19 protein-coding genes are annotated in these 23,245 nt (G+C 58.0%); 12 read left to right on the top strand and 7 right to left on the bottom strand.

Annotation, left to right across the window (positions count from 1 at the left end; all coding sequences use genetic code 11):
• Complete coding sequence (locus tag EH31_RS10300; protein WP_199797022.1) at positions 1-2,022, bottom strand: ribonucleoside triphosphate reductase; 2,022 nt, start codon at positions 2,020-2,022, stop codon at positions 1-3.
• A gap of 252 nt (positions 2,023-2,274) precedes the next feature.
• Between EH31_RS10300 and ipdC the strand changes: the two genes are divergently transcribed.
• The gene (gene ipdC, locus EH31_RS10295) at positions 2,275-3,909 is read left to right on the top strand and encodes an indolepyruvate/phenylpyruvate decarboxylase (protein WP_199797021.1); all 1,635 of its coding nucleotides are present in this window, start codon (positions 2,275-2,277) and stop codon (positions 3,907-3,909) included.
• Between the two features lie 45 nt (positions 3,910-3,954).
• Here the strand turns inward: ipdC and EH31_RS10290 are convergent, their stop codons facing one another.
• From EH31_RS10290 to EH31_RS10275, 4 genes are read right to left on the bottom strand one after another with little or no spacing between them, the layout of a single operon-like run.
• On the bottom strand, positions 3,955-5,574 hold the full coding sequence (locus EH31_RS10290; protein WP_034960259.1) for an acyl-CoA dehydrogenase family protein: 1,620 nt from the start codon (positions 5,572-5,574) through the stop codon (positions 3,955-3,957).
• Positions 5,575-5,629: 55 nt separating this feature from the next.
• Positions 5,630-6,247: a carbonic anhydrase gene (locus EH31_RS10285; protein ID WP_034960257.1), complete on the bottom strand. Its 618-nt coding sequence runs from the start codon at positions 6,245-6,247 to the stop codon at positions 5,630-5,632.
• Between the two features lie 9 nt (positions 6,248-6,256).
• Positions 6,257-7,456 carry an NnrS family protein gene (locus tag EH31_RS10280; protein ID WP_034960256.1) on the bottom strand — a complete coding sequence of 400 codons (1,200 nt, stop codon included), beginning with the start codon at positions 7,454-7,456 and terminating at the stop codon, positions 6,257-6,259.
• A gap of 16 nt (positions 7,457-7,472) precedes the next feature.
• Positions 7,473-8,081: a hypothetical protein gene (locus tag EH31_RS10275; protein WP_422110925.1), complete on the bottom strand. Its 609-nt coding sequence runs from the start codon at positions 8,079-8,081 to the stop codon at positions 7,473-7,475.
• Here EH31_RS10275 and EH31_RS10270 point away from each other — a divergent pair.
• On the top strand, positions 8,074-9,240 hold the full coding sequence (locus EH31_RS10270; RefSeq protein WP_206742025.1) for an alginate export family protein: 1,167 nt from the start codon (positions 8,074-8,076) through the stop codon (positions 9,238-9,240). The genes EH31_RS10275 and EH31_RS10270 overlap by 8 nt on opposite strands.
• A gap of 22 nt (positions 9,241-9,262) precedes the next feature.
• Entirely contained in the window at positions 9,263-9,640 is a 378-nt protein-coding gene (locus EH31_RS10265; RefSeq protein ID WP_051699169.1) for a limonene-1,2-epoxide hydrolase family protein, read from the top strand.
• A gap of 4 nt (positions 9,641-9,644) precedes the next feature.
• Here the strand turns inward: EH31_RS10265 and EH31_RS10260 are convergent, their stop codons facing one another.
• Complete coding sequence (locus EH31_RS10260; protein ID WP_081853357.1) at positions 9,645-10,265, bottom strand: GNAT family N-acetyltransferase; 621 nt, start codon at positions 10,263-10,265, stop codon at positions 9,645-9,647.
• A gap of 12 nt (positions 10,266-10,277) precedes the next feature.
• Positions 10,278-10,973: a helix-turn-helix domain-containing protein gene (locus EH31_RS10255; RefSeq protein ID WP_034960252.1), complete on the bottom strand. Its 696-nt coding sequence runs from the start codon at positions 10,971-10,973 to the stop codon at positions 10,278-10,280.
• 219 nt (positions 10,974-11,192) lie between these two features.
• Between EH31_RS10255 and EH31_RS10250 the strand changes: the two genes are divergently transcribed.
• The 9 genes from EH31_RS10250 to EH31_RS10210 are packed head-to-tail and all read left to right on the top strand — an operon-like array spanning position 11,193 to position 23,182.
• Positions 11,193-13,940, top strand: coding sequence for a nitrate/nitrite transporter (locus EH31_RS10250; RefSeq protein WP_034960250.1), 2,748 nt, complete (start codon positions 11,193-11,195; stop codon positions 13,938-13,940).
• Positions 13,937-17,674, top strand: coding sequence for a nitrate reductase subunit alpha (locus EH31_RS10245; protein ID WP_034960249.1), 3,738 nt, complete (start codon positions 13,937-13,939; stop codon positions 17,672-17,674). The genes EH31_RS10250 and EH31_RS10245 overlap by 4 nt, the downstream gene beginning before the upstream one ends.
• Positions 17,671-19,197, top strand: a complete 1,527-nt coding sequence (gene narH, locus EH31_RS10240) for a nitrate reductase subunit beta (protein ID WP_034960248.1) — start codon at positions 17,671-17,673, stop codon at positions 19,195-19,197. The genes EH31_RS10245 and narH overlap by 4 nt, the downstream gene beginning before the upstream one ends.
• Entirely contained in the window at positions 19,194-19,883 is a 690-nt protein-coding gene (gene narJ, locus EH31_RS10235; protein WP_034960246.1) for a nitrate reductase molybdenum cofactor assembly chaperone, read from the top strand. The genes narH and narJ overlap by 4 nt, the downstream gene beginning before the upstream one ends.
• A gap of 2 nt (positions 19,884-19,885) precedes the next feature.
• Positions 19,886-20,641, top strand: coding sequence for a respiratory nitrate reductase subunit gamma (gene narI / locus EH31_RS10230; RefSeq protein WP_081853355.1), 756 nt, complete (start codon positions 19,886-19,888; stop codon positions 20,639-20,641).
• Entirely contained in the window at positions 20,634-21,446 is an 813-nt protein-coding gene (locus tag EH31_RS10225; RefSeq protein WP_034960245.1) for a peptidylprolyl isomerase, read from the top strand. Before narI ends, EH31_RS10225 begins: the two co-directional genes overlap by 8 nt.
• Positions 21,443-22,471: a GTP 3',8-cyclase MoaA gene (moaA, locus tag EH31_RS10220; protein WP_241765898.1), complete on the top strand. Its 1,029-nt coding sequence runs from the start codon at positions 21,443-21,445 to the stop codon at positions 22,469-22,471. Before EH31_RS10225 ends, moaA begins: the two co-directional genes overlap by 4 nt.
• On the top strand, positions 22,437-22,730 hold the full coding sequence (locus EH31_RS10215) for a MoaD/ThiS family protein (protein WP_161782142.1): 294 nt from the start codon (positions 22,437-22,439) through the stop codon (positions 22,728-22,730). Before moaA ends, EH31_RS10215 begins: the two co-directional genes overlap by 35 nt.
• Positions 22,727-23,182: a molybdenum cofactor biosynthesis protein MoaE gene (locus EH31_RS10210; protein ID WP_034960243.1), complete on the top strand. Its 456-nt coding sequence runs from the start codon at positions 22,727-22,729 to the stop codon at positions 23,180-23,182. The genes EH31_RS10215 and EH31_RS10210 overlap by 4 nt, the downstream gene beginning before the upstream one ends.
• The last annotated feature ends 63 nt before the right edge of the window (positions 23,183-23,245 follow it).

Here is a 23,245-nt window from a genome sequence, read left to right as displayed (position 1 = left end):
TCAGCGTTGTGGTGCGAACAAATCGCCGACCATGGCAGCATCTTCGGTAAAGTGGCGGCGCTGCCGGTGTTCACCCTGCTTACCCTTGTTGAAGCTGTCCACGGGCCGGAAATAACCCATCACCCGGGTCCAGACTTTGGTCCGTTCTCCGCATTCGGGACATTCAGGCTGTTCGCCATCGAGATAGCCATGCGTGTCACAGACTGAAAATACCGGCGTGAGCGTGACATAGGGCAGACGGTAATTGCTCAGTACCTTTTTCAGGAAATTACGGGCCGCGTCCGCGCTCGAGAGCTTCTCGTTCATATAGAGATGGAGCACCGTTCCGCCGGTATATTTGCATTGCAAATCATTCTGCAGTTCCAATGCCTCGAACGGGTCATCAGTGTGTTCGACGGGGATCTGCGAGGAATTCGTGTAGTAGATGTTTTCATCGCTGCCCGCCTGAAGAATGTCGGGAAACCGTTTCGCATCTTCCTTGGCAAACCGGTAGGTAGTGCCTTCCGCCGGGGTTGCTTCCAGATTGTAGAGGTTGCCGGTTTGCTCCTGAAAGCCGACCAGCCGTTCGCGCATATGGTCAAGGATCGCCAGTGCCATATCGATACCGCCCTGCTGTGTCAGGTCAGACGCGTCCTCAGTGAAGTTGCGCACCATTTCGTTCATTCCGTTGACCCCGATGGTCGAGAAATGGTTCCGCAGGAATGGCAAATAGCGCGCCGTGAATGGATAAAGCCCGCGATCATACATCTGTTGCACGAAGGCGCGCTTTTTCTCCAGCGTGGACTGCGCGATATCCATCAGCCGGTCGAGCTCCGCCATCAGTCCGGGCAGGTCTCCTCTGAAACGGTATCCGAGCGCCGCCATGTTGATGGTGACAACCCCCAGCGAACCGGTCATCTCGGCTGATCCAAACAGACCATTTCCGCGTTTCAGCAATTCGCGCAGATCCAGCTGGAGGCGGCAGCACATCGAGCGAACAGCGCCGGGCGAATACGCCTCGGGATTGGGGCGTCGTTCGCCCGTGTCGGGGTCGCGCAGATATTGGCTCCCGATGAAATTCTGGAAATATGAAGAACCAACTTTGGCAGCATTTTCAAAGATCGCAGTTGCAACCTTGCTGTCCCATTGGAAATCCTCGGTGATGTTTACCGTCGGGATCGGAAAGGTGAACGGTTGTCCCGTGGCGTCGCCTTCTGTCATCACCTCATAGTAAGCGAGATTGATCAGCTCCATTTCCGGTCCGAAATGAGCAAAGGACATGTCTTCCAGATTGCGTAGCCCCATGTCGCGCGTTTGTGCCTGCGCGAGCAGCTCTTCGTTCTTGATCCCTTTGAACAAATGCTCGTCTCTATATGTCGGATATAGCTCACGCAAATCGTCTGGCACCACGATATCGAGCGTGATGTTGGTGAAGGGGGACTGCCCCCACCGTGCCGGTACATTGAGATTGTAGACGAATTGCCGGATCGCCTTTTTGACCTCGGCGAAGCTCAGATTGTCATAGAAGACGTAGGGCGCAAGATAGGTGTCGAAGCTTGAAAAAGCCTGAGCACCAGCCCACTCGGATTGAAGGATGCCGAGGAAATTGCTCATCTGCCCCAGCGCTTCTCGGAAATGCCGCGGCGGGCGTGAGGATACGCGGCCAGCGACCCCGTTAAACCCATCGTTGAGGAGCGCGCGCAAGGACCAGCCCGCGCAATAGCCGGTCAGGCAGTCGAGATCATGGATATGGATGTCGCCCTGGCGATGGGCCAGACCTTCTTCAGGGGCGTAGATTTCGTCGAGCCAGTAATTGGCGATCACCTTACCTGCCACATTGCTTATCAATCCGGCATGCGAGTAACCGACATTGGCATTTGCCTTGATCCGCCAATCGGCACCAGAGATATATTCGCCGACAGTATCCGAACAATCGATCTTGCTCCCCGACCAGACTGGGCCTGGCATTGGGTCGCCAAAACCCAATTGATCATTAGCCGCAATTGCATCGCCGAAGTTCTTCTCTTGCAGTTCAAGTGTCATAATCGCTTTTCCTCCCGACAGTGGCGCGACCGCGGATTGCGCCGCCAAACCACAAGATGTTGTGTTGCGCACGCATGCCTAAGCACAAAATTCCGCGTCTCATTTGATAAATGTCAAACCGAGAAGGTTTTTGGGAGAAGTTCAGGGCGATGACCTCCTGCCTTTGATTTCGGTCAAGGAGAGCCCGGCAGTTGGCCACCATAGCTGCGCCAGAGATGCTCTCCCGAGCACGCCGTTTGGAAGGAAATCTCATTGTCAGAAACGCTCGGAACTGTCCTTCTGAACGCGATGAAAGAACGCGGAGCAGACCGCATCTTCGGGCTCCCCGGCGATTTCGTCCTGCCATTTTTCCGCACTATTGCCGAAAGCGGCATCCTTCCCTTGCACACGCTCAGCCATGAGCCCTCTGTTGGCTATGCGGCAGATGCGGCCGGACGGATTGGTAGTTCGCTGGGCGTAGCGGTGGTGACCTATGGCGCGGGCGCTCTTAACATGGTTAATGCCGTGGCGCAGGCCTATGCGGAGAAGTCTCCACTGGTGGTCATATCGGGGGGACCGGGCGCCGACGAGGGCAAACTCGGGCTCAGTCTCCACCACCAGGTGAAGACGTTGAGCTCGCAATTCGAGATCTTTCGCGAACTGACCTGTGCGCAATGCATTTTGAACGATCTCGAAACCGCTCCAATCGAAATTGCCAGAGTGCTCGATACGGCGCTGAGCCTCTCACGCCCTGTCTACATCGAGATCCCCCGTGATCTGGTCGATCAGCCTTGCGCGTCAGCACCGGCCATAGCGTTGCCGGCTGCCAATCACGATGCAGCGCGTGCCTGTGCCAAGGAAGTCCTCGACAGACTGCGCTCGGCCAAGTCGCCCGCAATTCTGGTGGGCGTCGAGGCGCGCCGATATGGTCTCGAAGACAAGATCGCGAGCCTTTGCCGAAAACTGGGGGTGCCAGTCGCAACCAGCTTCATGGGGCGCGGGCTGTTTGCCGACTTCACACTTCCATTGGTGGGACCATATCTCGGATCCGCAGGTGACACCAATATTGCGAGCGCAATTGAAGGTGCAGACTGCTTGCTGATGCTAGGTGTTATTACATGCGACACCAATTTCGGTGTCTCCGGTCGTGCCATAGATATGCGAGCTTCTATCCGTGCCCTGGATCGTACGGTTGTACTCGGCCATCACCTCTATCCGGACGTTTCTCTTGAGGCACTGGTTGATGCCCTGCTCGAGATTGCTGAGACAATCGGCGTTCCGGAGCCGCAACCGGAACCTGTCTACGCGACCGGATTGCCCGACGACGAAACGCCCTTGGAACCATCGCATATCGCGATTGCCGTCAATGATCTCTTTAATAGCAAAGGATCGTCTCCGATCGCAGCCGATGTTGGCGATAGTCTGTTCATCGGGTTGGAGATTGCGGACACGGCGCTGGTCGCGCCGGGTTATTATGCCTCGATGGGAATGGGAGTTCCGGCAGGCCTCGCGATCAATGCCGTTACCGGGCGTCGCCCGATCGTTCTCGTCGGTGATGGCGCATTTCAGATGACTGGCTGGGAGTTGGGAAACTGCCAGAAATATGGCTGGTCTCCAATCGTCATCGTCCTGAACAACCAGAGCTGGGAAATGCTCCGCGGGTTTCAGCCCAATCAGACTTATCACGATCTGGATGACTGGCACTTTGCCGACATCGCTCCGTCGCTAGGCGGCCGCGGGATCAGGGTAGAGACCTGCGCTGAACTGAAGCGTGCGCTGGATCTGGCCGTAGACGATGAGAGTAGCTTCTATCTGATCGAAGCGATGTTGCCTCGCAGTAGAACATCCATGTCTCTGCATAAATTCACGCGGGCGATGCGCAACCTCTCAGCGATGAAGAATGAATGACGGTGTTCAGCCTCATTTGAGTAGCGGTTTCCGCGATTGCCGGCGTCATCCCTCTATGGGCATCGCTCGCTCGACGATTGCGCGCGTGTCGATCACGGCGTCCGATCCACCATAGGCAAGAGATGGCCGGGCAAGACGCAATCGGCAAAACGCTTCGGCGAGCGGACTATTCGCATTGATGAGAGCCGCGCCTTGGGCCGCTAGAGCCAGCCGTTCGACGGTGTTACGCGCATGGTGCTCGCTAGCATCATCGAACCGGAGGGTGTCGGCCCATTTGTCATAGGCTGCATAGCTTCCGCGTGCTTTGGCGAGAAACGTCTGCAAGGCGTCCAGCGCATCTGGCTCGCGGCCTAACGCTCGCATGACATCAAGCGCGATGACATTGCCTGAGCCTTCCCAGATTGCGTTCAAAGGCGATTGCCGGAACAGGCGCGGCATCGGCCCGTCCTCGACGTAACCGCCGCCGCCCAGACATTCCATCGCCTCGTACACCATTCCCGGCGCGCGCTTGCAGACCCAGTATTTTGCGATTGGCGTCAGCAGACGTGCGAGCGGTTCCTTCTGGTCGAACGCAGCCGCCAGTCGAAAAGCAAGCGCGGTTGCCGCCTCGCTCTCAACCGCGAGATCAGCCAGCACCGTTGCCATCGCCGGCTGGTCTGCGAGCATACGCTGAAAGGCAGAGCGATGGTGGGTGTGCCACAGCGCCTCGGCAAGTGCGGCGCGCATTGTAGCAGCTGAGCCAACAATGCAGTCAAGCCGGGTGTGCTGAACCATTTGGAGGATGGTTGAGACGCCGCGGCCCACTTCCCCGATACGCTCAGCGTAGGCACCACGATATTCGACCTCCGACGACGCGTTGGAACGATCACCAAGCTTGTTCTTGAGCCGCATGATCTGGAAGCCAGCATTGCGTTCGCCGTCTGGCGTCCAGCGGGGCACGAGGAAGCAGGTAAGGCCAGATCGGGTGTAGGCCAGCGTCAGGAATGCATCGCACATCGGTGCTGAACAGAACCATTTGTGCCCGGTTAACCGGTAGGCGCCATCAGCAGTCTCGGCTTTCGTTGTGTTTGCCCGAACATCAGAACCGCCCTGCTTTTCGGTCATCGCCATACCGATGGTCACACCGGTCTTCTTTGATGCCGGACGATTGGAGGGATCATACCGCGACGCTGTAATCCTGGGCACCCAATTCATCCCGACTTCAGGATCGAGGTTCAGCGCTGCAACAGCCGCATATGTCATCGTCATCGGGCAACTTGTCCCGGCATCTGTCTGGCCCGACAGAAAGCTCAGGGTGGCATGGAGGGTGTGCCCCGCCTCGGTCCCGTCCCATGCGACTGATGCCACGCCTGCGTCCAGTCCAAGCGCCATCAGGTGATGATAATCCGGATGAAACCGCACTTCGTCGATGCGATGCCCGAAACGGTCATGGGTCTCAAGCACTGGCGGTGATCGGTTCGCTTCAATGCCCCAGTCGATGACTTCAGCCGAGCCTGTGCGGTCTCCAAACCTCTCTAACTTGTCGAGATGACGGCCAGCACCGGCCATAACGACAGCTTCGTGCAGCGCCCGATCCGATCGAAACCGGTTGAAACTCTTCAATGGGGGAGGCTGGTTAGTGACCTCGTGTGTGCCGAGTGTTTCGATCGGGCGGACGGGTGCCATACCTGTTATACTCCTTCGGGAAACATACTTCGCTTTCCCCCAAGACTAAGAACCGTCACTTGTCCGGCTCGAGGAAATCCACCTTGCCGCTATCGAGATGATAGAATGCTCCCACCACTTTGAGCATCCCGCTCTGCTGGGGCTCGAGCAGGGCAGGAGAGGCTTCTTCGCGCAATTCGTGTACCACGCGGCGAACATTTGAAAGCGCTGCGGAATCGACGATGTTGTCGGCCCAGGGATCGGTCTCGAGCACGGCAGGCAGCAGTGACTGAAGCACTTTTGCAATGTTGCCGGAGAAACTGGCCTGACCGCGCGCAAGCGAGACGGCGGCGTTCAGCGCTCCGCAGGCCTCATGGCCCATCACGACGATCAGCGGAACTTGAAGATGGGCCACCGCGAACTCCAGGCTACCGAGTGCTGTGGCGCAGAGCGTGTTGCCTGCATTGCGGATAATGAAGAGTTCGCCCAGCCCCCGCTCGAACAGCAGCTCTGGCGGGACGCGCGAATCCGAGCAGCTCAAGTAGGCAGCAAAAGGACGCTGAGCGGCTGCAATCTCGAGACGCCGCATTCGGTCCATTATAGGTTCATAGGATGTATCCTCCAGAAAACGTCGATTGCCCTCTTTTAGCAGGTCAAGCGCTTGATCCGGGGCGAGTGCGGGCTCATCAGGCATAAGTCGTCGCTATCCTTGCTTGCCATCAATCCGGGGAGACAGATAAATTGCGCCGTTGCGTATCACCCACGGCAATAGGCTGACGGCAAATGCCGCAGCTCCAAGCATAAGCCAGCTGCCGCTTTCACTCTGCAAAGCGGCCGCTGCCCGGCTGATGGTCGCGATCTGTATGCCGTAAAAAGCAACCCATGATACCATCGGCATGACCAGCGGCCGACCCGAATGTCCTTGCGTGACGCGGGTCACCATCGCGACCAACAGGCTGCAGCAGAAACCAATCATCAGCGCGTGGTCCGGCCCGCGCCCAAACAAGCCAAATGCTGCGTCAACCGCAGCGAAAGCGAAGCCCACCGGCGCCCAAGCGAAACCCCAAATCAGGACATTTAACAAGCCAGGCGCGCTTGCTTTTGGCCACCATCTCCAGCACATCACGGCGGTGGTAACAGCCAAGCCGGCATTAGCGCCTGTCTGCATGTGCCCAAGGTTCAGCACTTCCCCCACAAGGCGAGCAAGAAGCAAGGCCCAGAGCAGCGCGAGCAGCCAGTCTGGTCGCCAGCTAATGTAATCCTTCACGACATTCCCGGCGAAGAACGGCACCATTCTATGGGCAACCGTCAGGAACACCGGCAGCAGAAAGCCCGATATGCCGATGCGGTTGGCGATGGGCAGCCAGGCCGGGTCTCTCAGCGCAATGAAGGCAACCGCGCACAATATACCGGCCAGCCCGAAAAGAATGCCCGCCATGGCCGACCAGCCATGAGTGCAGCGCGGTCCGCTTTGCGCCCGGTTGCGGTAAAGGACAATGGCCAGCATGATTGACGCCAAGACCCACCCTGCACCCGCAAGCCCGAAGCCAGCCAAAACCAATCTGTCTGACCCGGTCCACAGCCCAAGTTGGGCCGTCACGACCCCGGCAAACAGTGCGCATGCGGCTGGACCAACCTGCTTGGCAGAGAGATCGGGCAGACTCATCCAGCGCGGAAATACCGTGAGCAGGAAGCCGAAGATGAACGGTGCCAATCCGAGGTAGATCATGGCGGGGCCATGAAGCAGGGACGCGGGCAGCTCGGTCTGGGGCGGCAGTGGCCCGTCCCCATACAGCCCCAGCACATGGATCAGCCACCACGAAGCCAGTCCGCCAATGCCGATCGCGCCGCCAAGGAAGGGAAGGCGGTGCGGTGCGGCCAGCAAGATCGAGGGTGACATCATATCTCGCGCTTGCCCCCTACATAAGCCCGTGCGCGCCCGCCATCGCACCCAGCACAGTGACGAGAGCGATGACCGAAAGCACGCGATGCACCCATACCATCAGGTTGAAGTCGCGTTCCGGTGACGGCGATTCTGCCATGCGCCGGTGGAGTACGAGCGGTTCCGCGATAAAAAGCATAGCAGCGAAAACGAGCCAGAGTCCGAGCATGGCGTGCATCCACCAGTAAGACGTTTCCGCAAATCGCGACCACATATCAGCGCGCCAGGTCATCCAGAAGCCAGAGACTCCGGCAAGAATTACCCAGAACTTTGCTTGCACAGAAAACCCCTGCTCGATCCGGTGAAAGGCATGGAGCCTGTCCGCCGGCGAAGCAGTCCTCGCGATCGAAGGCATTACGACGAATGTTACGAACCAGACGCCTCCTATCCAGCCGACAATGGATACGATGTGGAGCACGCGGGCCAGAGTGAAATCATCAAATATCATATCGCCCTTTTGGTGGAATTGGATGCGCGCGACTTTGACACGGATCAAATACTTTGGCTGCCTGCCCTCTATCTGAGCGGCCATGAACAAGACTCTTCTCACGCTCGGTGCCACCTCATTGGCGATCACGATGTCCACGCCAGTGTTGGCGCAAGACGGTGATGCCCTGCCATTCGATCCATATTTAGACCTGCGCTACCGGCTTGAAGTGGTCGACCAGGAAAACCTGCCCGAAGATGCTACCGCGTCGACGCTCAGGATAAGAGGCGGGGTCGAAACCGATGAGTGGAACGGCCTCAGCGCGCTCGTCGAAGGAGAGGCAGTGGTTCGTCTGGGACCGGAAAACTTCAACGATACCGTCAACGGCCAAGTACAGTTCCCGGTTATTGCGGATCCCTCGGACCTATTGCTCAACCGGGCATTTGTTCGCTGGCGACCGGACCCTGCTGTCGAAGTGCTCGCCGGACGCCAGAAAATCAACCTCGACAATCAGCGCTGGATTGGTTCGGTCGACTGGCGCCAGAACGATCAGACTTTCGACTTGGCGCAGGTCACGGTGAACCCGGTGGAAGGCGCATCCGTGGATTATTTCCATGCTTGGCGGGTCAATCGCATCTTCGGGCCGGATTCGCCGCAAGGGATATGGCGCGATACAGACATCCACAATGTCCATGCGACTTATGCGATACCATCGGTAGGCACGGTGTCCGCCTATGGCTATTTCCTCGACATTCCGGTGTCGCCAGCCAACAGTTCGCAGACGCTTGGAGTGCGGCTTTCTGGCGCGCAGCCCATCGGCGGATCGACAAAGATCCTCTACGCAGCCGAATACGCAAACCAGCGCGATTTGGGGCTGAATCCGGCCGAGTTCTCACTCGACTATCTGTTGCTTGAGCCGGGAATCTCCTCCGGAGGTTTCACGATCAAGACAGGTTACGAGCGGCTTGAGGGTAATGGTGCATTCGCCCTGCAAACCCCGCTCGCAACATTGCATGCCTTCAACGGCTGGGCAGACAAGTTTCTTGTGACGCCGCCCGGTGGCTTGCGCGACCTTTATGGTGACATCAGCTACCGCTTTGGCGATGGCTCACCGCTCAACGGATTGCTGCTCCGCGGTATCGTCCACGATTTTGATGCGACTTCGACGGATCAGTCCTATGGGCAGGAGATTAATCTGCTCGCCGTTTATCCGATCCAGGCAAACCTCAAGGTCTTGCTGAAATTTGCGCACTACAAAGCGGATGAGTTCGCGGTCGATACGACCAAAGGGTGGCTATCCTTGCAAATGACTTTTTGATGCTGATTGAGGATTCGACTTGATGGAGGAGCAAGACAACATCGCTACCTTGCGCGAGTTCATAGCCGCCTGGTCGCGGCTCGATCCTGAGGAACTAGTGGGCTATTTCGCCGAGGATGGCATTTACCACAACATGCCGATCGACCCCGTTCAGGGCCACCATGCGTTGCGGCAATTTATCGCTGCATTCCTGCACGGCTGGTCCAAGACACAATGGGACGTTTTGTCGATTGCTGCCTCTGGAAACACCGTATTCGTAGAGCGGTTGGATCGTACGATCGTGAATGGAAAGCCGGTTAGTTTGCCGTGCTGCGGGGTCTTTGAGATGAAGGATGGAAAAGTCGCGGTCTGGCGCGATTATTTTGATATGGCGACCTATCGTCAGGCCGTTGGCGACTGAGCTGCTAGTGACCTTGTGCTTTTAGCTTTCGCCAATCCTTGCGCATCATCTCCCAGTAGCGCGATTGGCGCGTCGAACCATCTGGCCGGACACTGTCGCGCTCGCCGAAAAACGTGAATCCAGCAGCTTCGATCACCTTTGCTGAGCGCACATTATCTATCGCAGCTGTGACGCCGATGAGTCGCACTCCCAAGTGCTCAAACATCCAGTCAAAGCTGCACGCAGCGCCCGCCTTGCCGGCACCCATGCTTTGCGCGTCACCGCGATAGGCACCTGCGATTTCGGCTGAGGAGCGCTCCGGCCATACCGTGAAGTAGGAGTAGCTCACGATCTCGTCAGTGCTGTCGATCATAATCGCAAAGATGGCTTCACCCTGACGCTGTCTCGCCCGTGCATCGAGAACCCAACTTCGAATGCTTTCATGCGTCAACGGTCGCGGAAAATCGTAGATCGGATTCGACACTTCAGGATCAGCGAGAAGCTCCAGCAGGCCTTCGGCGTCTTGAGCAACGGCTAGGCGATAGCCGGGACCCAGCAAAGCTACATCCGCGCCTTTTACAGCTGATCGTATCCGCCTCTCTTCTTCTGGAGTAACGAACAATCGTGTCTGCGGCGGCGAGCTCACACGGGTGGTTCCTCAATTTGGATCGGCGGGTACTGAATCGGGACGGGCAAATGCAGTCAGAGCTTCCCTGTCCTCGATCCGCACTCTTGCTCCGACTACGTTTACCCCGTGCTGCTTCAAGGTCCCGAAGGCGCGCGACAGATTTTCCGGTGTCATACCGAGCAGAGATGCCAGAACCCGCTTTTCTCCACTAAGTTCGAATTGCCACGCATCGCCGTGCTTCGCACTGTATCCAAGCAGATAATTGCCCAGCCGCTCGGCAGATTGTCGGATCTTCATATCGACAAGCGCTCTGACCATGTCCCGGTACCCAAGCGCAAGCTCAGTCATAGTCGCCTGCATCAAGGCAGCATCTTCCTTGATCGCACCGCGGATACGTGCAGCTGGAACGAGCAGAACTCTTGATGACGTAAGCGTGCGCGCCGACATCAGATAGGGCATATCGTTGACCGCTGCAGCGAGGATAAAGCTCTTTACCGGCTCAATCAGCTGGATCGTCGTATCGCGCGCTGTCCCGGGAACATAGAGCTCGATCAAGCCATCGACGAGCACATGCAAAAAATCCACCTGCTGGCCTGCTTCGAAAAGCGTAAGCTGCGCAGGGAATACCTGCAGGAATGAACCGGAGAAGATGTCCTCGCGTCTGGTATCATCCATGTCGCGAAACAGGGGAAGTCGCGCGATTTCCGGCTTTTCTTCGATTCGCACCCGAATTCGCTTCCCTTACAACTTGATCTGCTTTGGCTAGCCCAGCGATTGATATTCATCAACCAAAGACTTGATATCTAAAACTCGCGCTTCCCGAAAATAGCAAGCGACCGCGAGTTTTGCGGTCTTTCCACGCGCTCTTTGATCTTGGTCAAATAGTATCCCGTTTTCTTGGCTCAGCGAAAGACCACTGATCGCTGATCCATGAGGAAGCCGAGCATGCCAAAACAGCAAGCGCTAAACGCCGCCGACCAGAACCGAGCTCTCGGCTTGAGTACGTTTGCGTTTACAATCTGTTTCGCCGTCTGGACGATCTTCGCCATCGTCGGGATCGAAATCAAAGCCGAGTTGGGGCTTAATGATACGCAATTTGGATTGTTGGTCGGCACTCCGATCCTGACCGGTTCGCTGACCCGGCTCATGCTGGGCATCTGGACCGACCAGCGTGGCGGCAGGATCGTGTTCCCGCTCACCATGCTGGCGTCAGCCGCATCAACCTTTTTGCTGTCTTACGCCGAGAATTACTACGTCATGCTCCTTGCAGCGCTGGGCCTCGGCCTGGCCGGAGGCGGCTTTGCCGTCGGCGTTGCCTATGTTTCAAAATTCTATCCGCAAGAGCGACAGGGTGCGGCTTTAGGCTTTTTCGGCATGGGCAATGTGGGGGCGGCGGTAACCAAATTCCTGGCCCCGTGGGTCATGGTCGCGATCGGCTGGCAAGGCGTCGCCCAGGTGTGGGCAGGTGCGCTCGCACTTATCGCCGTATTGTTCTACCTGTTTGCCAAGGATGATCCGGAATTTGCCGCGCGCAAAGCGGATGGGACCAAAGCACGGAGTCTGAAGGAGCAGCTCGAACCGCTCAAGAGCGAGCAGGTCTGGCGTTTCTCGCTCTATTACTTCTTTGTCTTTGGCGCGTTCGTCGCGCTGGCGCTGTGGCTGCCGCAATACATGGTCAGCCTCTATGGCGTCGACGTTAAAACGGCCGGGATGCTGGCGGCGACCTTCTCGCTCTCGGCCAGCCTGTTTCGCGCATATGGCGGGATGCTGTCGGACAAGTACGGCGCGCGGCGGATCATGTATGCGACCTTCGGCGTGTCGTTGGTGTGCCTGTTCATGCTGTCTTACCCGGCAACCGACTATGTCATTCATGGCATCCGCGGCGACATCGTATTTTCGACTTCGATGAGCCTGGTTCCCTTCGTCATCACGGTGTTCGTGCTGGGCTTCTTCATGTCGCTTGGGAAAGCAGCGGTCTACAAGCATATCCCGGTCTACTACCCCGACCACGTGGGTTCGGTTGGCGGCATGGTGGGCATGGTTGGCGGCCTGGGTGGCTTCATCCTGCCGATCGTCTTTGGCGCCGTTAGCGATCTCACCGGAATCTGGACCAGCTGCTTCATGGTGCTGTTTGCCCTCGTCGGCATTGCCCTCGCATGGATGCATATAGCCATTCGGCAGATGGAGCAGAAGGCAGCAGGGATGGATAACCGCTCGCTGCCTGAATTCCCAGAAATGGCCGATCTGCATGAAGAGAAGAAGCATGCAGCAGCGAAGCCGAGCAAGGTGCTCGCGGAGTGGAAACCGGAGGACTCCGAGTTCTGGGAACAAACCGGCGAGAGAATTGCCCGGCGCAATCTTTTCATATCAATCCCGGCCCTGCTCTTGGCCTTTGCAGTCTGGATGGTGTGGTCGGTCGTGGTCGCCAAGTTGCCTTCCATCGGCTTCGACTACAGCACTGACCAATTGTTCTGGCTGGCAGCCTTGCCTGGACTTTCAGGGGCGACACTGCGGATCTTCTATAGTTTCATGGTCCCGATTTTTGGGGGTCGACTGTGGACCACTTTGTCCACCGCATCGCTACTGATCCCGGCCTTCGGGATTGGGTATGCAGTCCAGAACCCGGAGACGCCTTACGTCATTTTCTTGGTGCTGGCGCTGTTGTGCGGGTTTGGCGGAGGCAATTTCGCCTCGTCGATGTCTAACATCAGTTTCTTCTTTCCGAAGGCGCAGAAGGGCAACGCGCTCGCCCTCAATGCCGGGCTTGGCAATCTTGGCGTTTCGGTGATGCAGTTTGCCGTACCGCTTGTCATTGTCGCTGGAGTGTTCGGCGTCTTGGGCGGCGAACCGCAGCAGACCGCAGAAGGTGGCGAGTTGTGGCTGCAGAATGCCGGCTTCATCTGGGTGCCGTTCATTATCGTTGCGACCATGCTGGCATGGTTCGGGATGAACGACATTGCCGATGCCAAGGCCAGCTTCGCCGAGCAGTCCGTGATTTTCCAGCGCAAGCACAATTGGCTCATGTGCTGGCTCTACACAGGGACCTTTGGCAGCTTTATCGGCTTTTCGGCCGGTCTGCCTTTGCTTGCAAAACACCAGTTCCCTCAAATTGATGTGCTCCAGTTCGTTTTCCTCGGGCCTTTGGTCGGTGCACTCAGTCGTGCTGCGACCGGATGGGTTTCGGATCGCTGGGGCGGGGCGCGGGTGACCTTCTGGGTTTTCGTCCTCATGATGCTCGGTGTGCTCGCAGTGGCGTACTTCATCGAAGCGGGCAGCTGGTGGGGCTTCCTCGCAGCGTTCATCTTCATGTTCTTTATGACCGGGGTGGGCAATGCCTCCACTTTCCAGATGATCCCCAACATCATGCGTCAGGAAGTGCCGCGGTTGATGCCGCAGCTGTCTCGGGAAGCAAGCCTGCGCCAATCGGAGAAGGAATCGGCAGCGATTGTCGGCTTCACCTCCGCCATCGCCGCCTACGGGGCCTTCTTCATCCCGAAAAGCTTTGGCAGCGCGATCTCGGCGACCGGCTCTCCAATGGCGGCGCTCTGGGGCTTCTTCATCTTCTACGCCAGTTGCGCAGCGCTGACCTGGTGGGCTTATTCCCGTCGCGGCGGCCTGCTGCACGATATCGAACGTGGCCGGGCGCCTGTCCCCGCTGAACCAACCAACCAGCTCAAGGGAGCAACCGCATGAGCAAGCTTCTCGACCGCCTGACCTTTTTCAACCAGAAGAAAGTCGCCTTTTCCGAAGGCCACGGCGTCACCACCAATGAGAACCGCGACTGGGAGGATAGCTATCGCAGGCGTTGGCAGCACGATAAGATCGTGCGCAGCACCCACGGAGTGAACTGCACCGGCTCGTGTTCCTGGAAAATCTACGTCAAGGGCGGGATCATTACGTGGGAAACGCAGCAGACCGATTATCCGCGAACAAGGCCCGATCTGCCCAACCATGAGCCGCGCGGTTGTCCGCGCGGGGCGAGCTATAGCTGGTACATCTATTCAGCCCAGCGGCTGAAATATCCGATGATACGCTCGCGCTTGCTCAAGCTGTGGCGTGAGGCGCGGGTGGTTCGCACCCCGGTTGCAGCCTGGGCGTCGATCGTCGAGGATCCGGTCAAGCGCAAGAGCTATACGGCCATTCGCGGCCATGGCGGATTTGTTCGCTCGACATGGGATGAAGTCAACGAGATCATCGCTGCGGCGAACGCCTACACTGCCAAGACTTATGGCCCTGACCGGGTCATTGGTTTCTCGCCGATCCCGGCGATGTCGATGGTCTCCTACGCCGCTGGTTCGCGCTATCTCTCGCTGCTCGGTGGTACCTGCATGAGCTTCTACGATTGGTATTGCGACCTTCCTCCCTCATCCCCGCAAACCTGGGGCGAACAGACCGATGTTCCCGAAAGCGCCGACTGGTACAACGCTGGATTCCTGATGATGTGGGGTTCGAACGTTCCGCAGACGAGAACTCCTGATGCGCACTTCATGACCGAAGCCCGCTATCGCGGCACCAAGGTGGCGGTTGTCTCACCTGACTATGCCGAAGCCACCAAGTTTGCTGACCTTTGGCTTAATCCCAAGCAAGGCACCGATGCGGCCCTGGCGATGGCCATGGGCCATGTCATCCTGCGCGAATATCACCTCGATCGTCAGGCGGAATATTTCGAGGATTACTGTCGCAAATATTCCGACATGCCGATGCTGGTGCGACTGGTCGAGAAAGATGGCGCCTACGTACCCGAGAACCTGCTGCGTGCGGCTGACTTCCTTGACGGTTTGGAAGAGGAGAACAACCCCGACTGGAAGACAGTCGCAATCGATGAAAACACCGATGAAGTCGTTGCGCCCAATGGTTCGGCAGGCTTTCGCTGGGGCGAACAGGGCAAATGGAATCTCGAGGAAAAAGATGGCCGCGGAAACGACACGGTGCTCCGCCTTACCAACATCCTCGATGCCCATCACGACGAAACGATCGAAGTAGCCTTTCCGTATTTCGGCAACCGCGAGCATGATCATTTCCAGGGCACAGACCATCCCAGCGTGCTCAAGCGACGCGTGCCAGTACGCCAGCTGCAGCTGAAAGAAGGCAAAGCCTTTGTCGCAACTGTGTTCGACCTCTTTTGCGCCAATTATGGCCTCGACCGGGGCCTCGGCGGCGAGCATGTCGCCCGTGATTACAGTGAAATGGTGCCCTACACTCCCGCCTGGGCCGAGAAGATTACCGGCGTGCCGGCAGACCAGATCATTACGATTGCGCGCGAGTTCGCGGGTAATGCCGAGACGACCAACGGCAAATCGATGGTCATTCTCGGAGCCGGGCTCAACCACTGGTATCACATGGACATGAATTATCGCGGCATTATCAACCTGTTGGTGATGTGCGGCTGCGTCGGCCAGTCTGGCGGCGGCTGGTCGCATTATGTCGGACAGGAGAAGCTGCGTCCGCAGACAGGATGGCTTCCTCTGGCATTCGCCTTGGACTGGAACCGTCCGCCGCGGCAGATGAACTCCACGAGCTTTTTCTACGCACACACCGACCAATGGCGATACGAAACCCTCGATGTGGAGGAGATCCTGTCGCCAACCGCGCCCGAGGGTGATTGGGATGCAAGCCTGATCGATTACAATGTGCGGGCCGAACGGATGGGTTGGTTGCCGTCAGCGCCGCAATTGAAGACGAACCCGCTCGAAGTGGGCAAGGCCGCCAAGGCGTCAGGCAAGGAGGCCAAAGACTACGTTGCCGATGCGCTCAAATCCGGCGAGCTTGAAATGTCTTGCTTCGATCCGGATGATCCAGCCAATTGGCCGCGCAACATGTTTGTGTGGCGCTCCAACCTGCTGGGGTCGTCTGGCAAGGGCCACGAATACTTCCTCAAACACCTGCTTGGCACAGCCCACGGCGTGCAGGGCAAGGACCTGGGTGAAACCGGCGCGCAGAAACCGAAGGAAGTAAAGTGGCATGACGATGCGCCGAAAGGCAAACTTGACCTGCTGGTAACGCTCGATTTCCGCATGTCGACGACCTGCGTCTACTCCGACATCGTGCTGCCGACCGCGAGCTGGTATGAGAAAGACGATCTCAACACGTCCGATATGCACCCGTTCATCCACCCACTGTCGGCTGCAGTCGATCCGGTCTGGGAATCGCGCAGCGACTGGGACATCTACAAGGGGATAGCGAAGAAATTCTCCGAAGTGGCGCCCGAAGTGCTTGGCGTCGAACAGGACGTGGTGTTGACCCCGATCCAGCACGATACTCCGAACGAGATCGCGCAGCCCTATGATGTGGCCGATTGGGGCAAAGGAGATGTCGAGCCGATACCCGGCAAGACGATGGCGACGGTTGCCGTAGTAGAGCGCGATTATCCGGGGCTCTACGAGCGATTTTCTTCGCTTGGGCCGCTGATGGACAAGCTCGGTAATGGCGGCAAGGGGATCGCCTGGAACACTGAAACCGAGGTCGAGAACCTTCGCAAGCTCAACGGAGCCAGAAGCGAGGAGGGCTCGGCCAAGGGTGCGCCCCGTATCGATTCCGCTATCGATGCTGCTGAAGTGATCCTGATGCTGGCGCCGGAGACCAATGGCGAGGTCGCAGTCAAAGCATGGGAAGCGATTTCGAAGAACACCGGCCGCGATCACACTCATCTTGCATTGCCCAAGGAAGAGGAGAAGATCCGCTTCCGCGACATCCAGGCCCAACCGAGGAAGATCATCTCCTCGCCGACATGGTCGGGGCTTGAGAGCGAGCATGTCTGCTACAACGCAGGCTATACCAACGTGCACGAGTTGATCCCTTGGCGCACGCTGACCGGGAGGCAGCAGCTCTATCAGGATCACAAATGGATGCGCGCCTTTGGCGAAGGGTTCTGCGTTTATCGCCCGCCGATCGATACGAAGGCGGTCAAGCCGATGCTCGATGAAGCCAAGGATGCGCCGCACGTAATCCTGAACTTCATCACTCCGCACCAGAAGTGGGGCATCCACTCGACCTACACCGACAACCTCTTGATGCTGACTTTGTCACGTGGTGGGCCGATCGTGTGGATGAGCGAGGTCGATGCCGCCAAGGCAGGACTGGTTGATAATGACTGGGTGGAAACCTTCAACAGCAATGGCGCACTGGTAGCCCGGGTGGTGGTCTCGCAGCGCATGAAGGAAGGCACCCTGTTCATGTATCATGCGCAGGAGAAGCTCACCAATATGCCCGGCTCGCCGCTGACCGGCCAGCGCGGCGGCATTCATAATTCAGTGACGCGCGCTGTACTGAAACCCACCCATATGATCGGCGGTTATGTCCAGCTTGCCTACGGCTTCAACTATTACGGCACGGTGGGCTCAAACCGCGATGAATATGTCATCGTCCGCAAACTCAGCAAGGTCGACTGGCTCGAAGAAGCTCTGCCTGAAGGGGAGACCGTAGCATGAAAATTCGCGCGCAAATCGGCAAGGTTCTGAACCTCGACAAATGCATTGGCTGTCACACCTGCTCGGTCACCTGCAAGAATGTATGGACCAGCCGTGAAGGGATGGAATACGCTTGGTTCAACAATGTCGAAACCAAGCCCGGCATTGGCTACCCCAAGGACTGGGAGAACCAGAAACGCTGGAAAGGGGGCTGGGAGCGGGTTCCAGGAGGATCAATCCGGCCCAGGATGGGCGGCAAGTGGCGGGTGCTGGCGAAGATTTTTGCCAATCCCGATCTGCCAGAGATCGACGATTATTATGAACCCTTCACTTTCGACTACGCCCATCTTCAGCAGGCGGGTGAGAGTAAGGCCTTTCCGACCGCACGCGCGCGCAGCCTGATATCGGGCAAGCGGATGGAGAAGATCGAATGGGGTCCGAACTGGGAAGAAATTCTTGGCGGCGAGTTCTCCAAACGTTCGGAGGACTACAACTTCGAAGGTGTTCAGAAGGAGATTTACGGCCAGTTCGAAAACACCTTCATGATGTATCTGCCAAGGCTGTGCGAGCACTGCCTCAACCCGACTTGCGTCGCGGCCTGTCCCTCAGGCGCGATCTACAAGCGCGAGGAAGACGGCATCGTTCTGATCGATCAGGAGGCCTGTCGTGGCTGGCGCATGTGCGTATCGGGATGTCCTTACAAGAAGATCTACTACAACTGGAAAAGCGGCAAATCGGAAAAGTGCACGTTCTGTTATCCGCGTATCGAGGCTGGTCAACCGACCGTTTGTTCTGAAACCTGCGTTGGCCGCATCCGCTACCTAGGCGTGATGCTTTATGATGCTGATCGTATCGAAGAAGCTGCATCGGCGGAAAGTGTCGAAGATCTGTATCAGGCCCAGCTCGATATCTTCCTCGATCCCAATGATCCCGAGGTAATTGAACAGGCCCGCAAGGACGGAGTGCCCGAAGCCTGGCTTGAGGCTGCGCGGCATTCGCCGGTGTGGAAGATGGCCATGGAATGGAAGGTCGCCTTCCCGCTGCACCCCGAATACCGGACCCTGCCGATGGTCTGGTACGTACCGCCGCTGTCGCCGATCAACGCTGCGGCAAACGCCGGGCAGATTTCCGTGAACAACAATATGCCCGACATCCGGTCTTTGCGCATTCCGCTCAAGTATCTCGCCAATCTTCTCACAGCGGGCGACGAGGAACCGATTGCGGTCTGCCTCGAGCGCATGCTCGCCATGCGCGGCTACATGCGGGCCAAATCGATCGACGGCGTCCATAACGAAAGCATTGCCACCGATGTTGGGCTGACCGGCGCGCAGATCGAGGAAATGTACAAAATTATGGCGCTGGCCGATTACGAGGATCGCTTTGTGATCCCGACCGGACACCGCGAGGATGCCGAGGACATGTTCGAAGAACGCGGTTCGTGCGGCTTCTCCTTCGGCAACGGGTGCTCGGGTGGGTCAAGCAAGACCAATCTGTTCGCAACCCAAACCCGCAAAAAACTCCAGACCCCAACGGAGGTGTTATGATGCAATCGCTTCACCTGATGTCACTGCTGCTGCAATATCCGACCAAGGACCTGCAATCTGTTATCGGCGAAATCCGCCAGCGGCTGGAGGCCGATACCTCGCTTACGCCCGCGTCGGTGAAGTCGCTTGCTCCGCTACTCACGCGGCTGGCGACCAGCGACATCTATGATGCGCAGGAGACCTATGTGGAACTGTTCGACCGGGGCCGGGCGCACAGCCTGCACCTGTTCGAACACGTCCATGGTGAAAGCCGCGACCGTGGCCAGGCAATGGTCGACCTGCGCGAACGTTATCTTGCGGCGGGACTGGAACCCAGCGGCAATGAGCTGCCCGACTACCTGCCGTTGTTCCTCGACTATTGCTCAACCCTGCCGGAGCAGGCTGCCCGCGAAGCGCTCGCAGAGCCGGGCGTGGTTATGGTGGCCATAGCCGCGCGTCTGGCCGAGCGGGAATCGGACTATGCGCCGCTGTTCGAAGCGCTCTGCGCCATTGCCGGAGTGGAAATGGACGAAGAGGCGCAGCAGGCGCTCTCTCCGGTTGACGACCCGCAGGATCTCGAGGCGCTCGATGCGCAGTGGGAAGAAGAAGAAATCCGGTTTGGAGCCGAAGCCGCTCCCAACCCTAATGCTGCATGCCCCGTCGCTGCCAGCCAGCTTGCCGCGATGCGTGGCGAACAAGGAGCCTGATCATGTCCAATCCACCCGCCGCCGTTCCTGCTGGCCATGAAGCCTTGCCATCCATTCCGATCGACCTGTGGATCAACACATTCCTGTTTGGCGCGCTGCCCTATATTGCGCTGGCGGTAATGATCATCGGCAGCATTTTCCGTTATGATCGAGAGCCCTACACATGGCGTGCCGGATCGAGCCAACTGCTCCGGCGAAAGCAGCTCATGTGGGGCTCAAACATGTTCCATATCGGCATTCTTTTCCTCTTCATGGGCCATTTTGTCGGCCTTCTGACGCCGCACAGCATTTATAAGCACTTTATTTCGGCAGAGGCGAAGCAACTGGTGGCCATTTATGCCGGATCGGTCGCCGGGCTCATTTGCTTTGCAGGTCTGGTGCTGCTGATGCACCGTCGTTTTTTCGATGCGCGCATTCGCAGAAATTCGGCATTTGCCGATAATGCCATCCTGGTCATCCTGTTCGTGCAGCTATTATTGGGACTCGCTACCGTCCCGTTTTCATTGGCGCACCATGATGCTGAAGTGATGTTGCGGCTGTCTGCCTGGGCGCAGGGCATTTTTACCTTCGAACCAGGCGTCGGTCGCTATGTCGCCGGACTCGATTGGCCTTATCAAGCACATCTTGTGCTTGGTATGCTGATTTTCCTGCTGCTGCCGTTTACCCGCCTCGTCCATATCTTCTCGGCACCTGTCCGCTATATCTGGCGCGGTGGCTATCAGATCGTCCGTTCACGCAAGGATCTGAGACATGGATGATGTGATGGAACGCGTACAGGTCAGTGTTGGCGGTGTGAAGATCGCCGAAGCCGCAATCGCAGCCGAAGCGCAAAATCATCCGGCTCCCGACGCCGAGGCCGCTTGGACAGCTGCGGCCGAAGCGCTGGCGATCCGTCAGCTTCTGCTTGCCGAAGCTGACCGGCTAGAAATCTCTGCCGACGAGCGCTTCGATGATGAGGGTCGCAAGCTCGCAGACGAAGATGCCCGGATCGATGCCCTGCTTAGCCAGGAAGTCGACGTTCCTGTGGCAAACGAAGAGGAAGCAAAACGCTTCTACGACCAGCACCGAGATCGCTTCGCCAGCGAACCGCTGGTCGAAGCGGAACATATCCTGTTTTCTGCCAGCCCAGACGATACTCTTAATTACAGTTTGGCCGTCGGTGATGCGCGGATGGCGATCCGCGAGTTGGAAAAGGACCCGTCGCGCTTTGACGAACTGGCCAAGGCCAAATCTGCCTGTCCATCGAAAGAGCAAGGCGGCAATCTCGGCCAGATCGGAAAAGGACAAACGGTCGCCGAGTTCGAAACAGCATTGTTTGCCTTATCCGAGGGCGAGCTGTGCTTGTCTCCGGTAAAATCGCCATTCGGCGTTCACGTGATCCGTGCTGGGCGGCGGGCGGAAGGCAAGCAACTGCCGTTCGAAGCGGTCGAGCAATCGATCCGCAATTATCTCGAAGAAGCCAGCTATCGGAAAGCCGTTGCGCAATATCTGTCGATTCTGGCGAGCCAGACGGAGATCGAGGGCGTGGACTTGGCTGCAGCAGAAGGACCATTGGTTCAGTGACGGATAATCGCGACTTCGGTGCCCCTGCCAGTGACCGGCGTGTTGACCAGTTGTTCGACGGGATCGGACGGCGGTTCGAGTATCTGCGCCTGTCCTTGACCGATGTCTGCAATTTTCGCTGCACCTATTGCCTGCCCGACGGCTACAAGAAGCCCTGCAGTCGCCCGACTGAGCTTTCCGCCGACGAAGTGCGCCGTGTTGTGACAGCCTTTGCCAGACTCGGGCTGTGGAAGGTGCGCCTGACAGGCGGCGAGCCAACTTTGCGCCGCGACTTCGACGAGATCGCCCGGACAGTTGCAAATGTACCGGGCATCCGGCGCGTGGCGATGACGACCAACGGGTATCGGCTGGCAGAAAAGGCAGCCGCCTGGCGGGCGGCAGGGATCAGCGCGATCAATGTAAGCGTGGACTCGCTCGATCCGGCCCGGTTCGCCGAAATTACCGGGCATGACAGGTTGCGGCAAGTCCTCGCTGGTATCGACGCGGCACAAGCAGCGGGTTTTGACAGCATTAAGCTCAACGCGGTGCTGATGCGTGGTATCAACGACCGGGAACTCGAGGCAATGGTCGATTTCGTTTCGTCGCGCGATCTTTCACTCCGGTTTATCGAAGTCATGCGCACCAACGACAATGCCGAGTTCTTTGCCGAGCGGCACGTCACGGGTCAGTCTGTCATCGACCGCCTGCAGGCTCTGGGGTGGTCGCGCCTTCCGCGACAGGCTGGCGCCGGTCCCGCAGTCGAGTTCGGGCATGAGCACGCGAAAGGACGGATCGGCATAATCGCGCCTTATTCGAAGGATTTCTGTTCCAGTTGCAATCGCCTGCGCGTCTCTTCGCTTGGAAAACTGCATCTGTGCTTGTTTGGCGATGCTGGCATCAATCTGCGCCCTCTGCTCCAGAACGATGGCGCAGGGGACGAACTGATCGAACGCATCCGCAAGCTTACAGCGACCAAGGCTCCGGCGCATCGGCTTCATCAAGGAAATAGCGGTGCCACGCCGCACCTGGCATCCATCGGAGGTTGAATTGAACCAGTCGCTTAATGTTGAACTTTGCGGCAAGCTGGCAGACAGCTACGGGGGCTCTGTCACGCTCGACATTTCACCTAGCGGCTTGCCGGTCAGGGAGCTCTTCGAGGCGGTAAGCAGTGCGTATCCCTTGCTCGCACCGATCCTCGCTGGCGGTCGCATTCGGGCTTGCGTCAACGAGACGATCGTACCCGATGATGCGATCATTCGCCAAGGCGATACAGCGGCGCTTTTTCCTCCGGTTTCGGGCGGATGACGGCGTTTGTCGAAGTAAAGCAGGAGGTGTTCGATCCGTCTGTATGCCTTTCGCAGTTTACAGGGCGGATCGGTGATGAAGGGGCCGTCGTAAGCTTCACCGGAAGAGCCAGAGGGCAGACCAAGGACGGTTTGCCGATCAACGCGCTGGTCCTTGAAAGCTACCGGGGCGTCACATTGGCCTCTATGCAGCAAATCGCAGCAGACGCGCACGCAAAGTTCGCAATAACCGCAAGCCATGTCATTCATCGCGCGGGCCGGATCAAACCGCTGGAGGCGATAGTGTTTGTGGCAACGGCCTCACCCCACCGCAGAGCGGCGTTCGAAGCGGCCGACTATCTGATGGACAGGCTCAAGACAGAAGCAGTTTTTTGGAAGCGCGAGGAGCATGCAAACGGCTCGGCCTGGATCGAGCCGACCGATGCGGACAGGAGCGATGTTGCGCGCTGGTGAAGCACGTCATCCGGATCAGCTGCGATGCAGCCTGCGACAAAACGCGCTGCAATATGCCTTTGC

Source organism: Erythrobacter longus (genome assembly GCF_000715015.1).
Taxonomy (GTDB): Bacteria; Pseudomonadota; Alphaproteobacteria; order Sphingomonadales; family Sphingomonadaceae; genus Erythrobacter; species Erythrobacter longus.
This window is presented reverse-complemented; position numbering and strand designations above follow the sequence as displayed.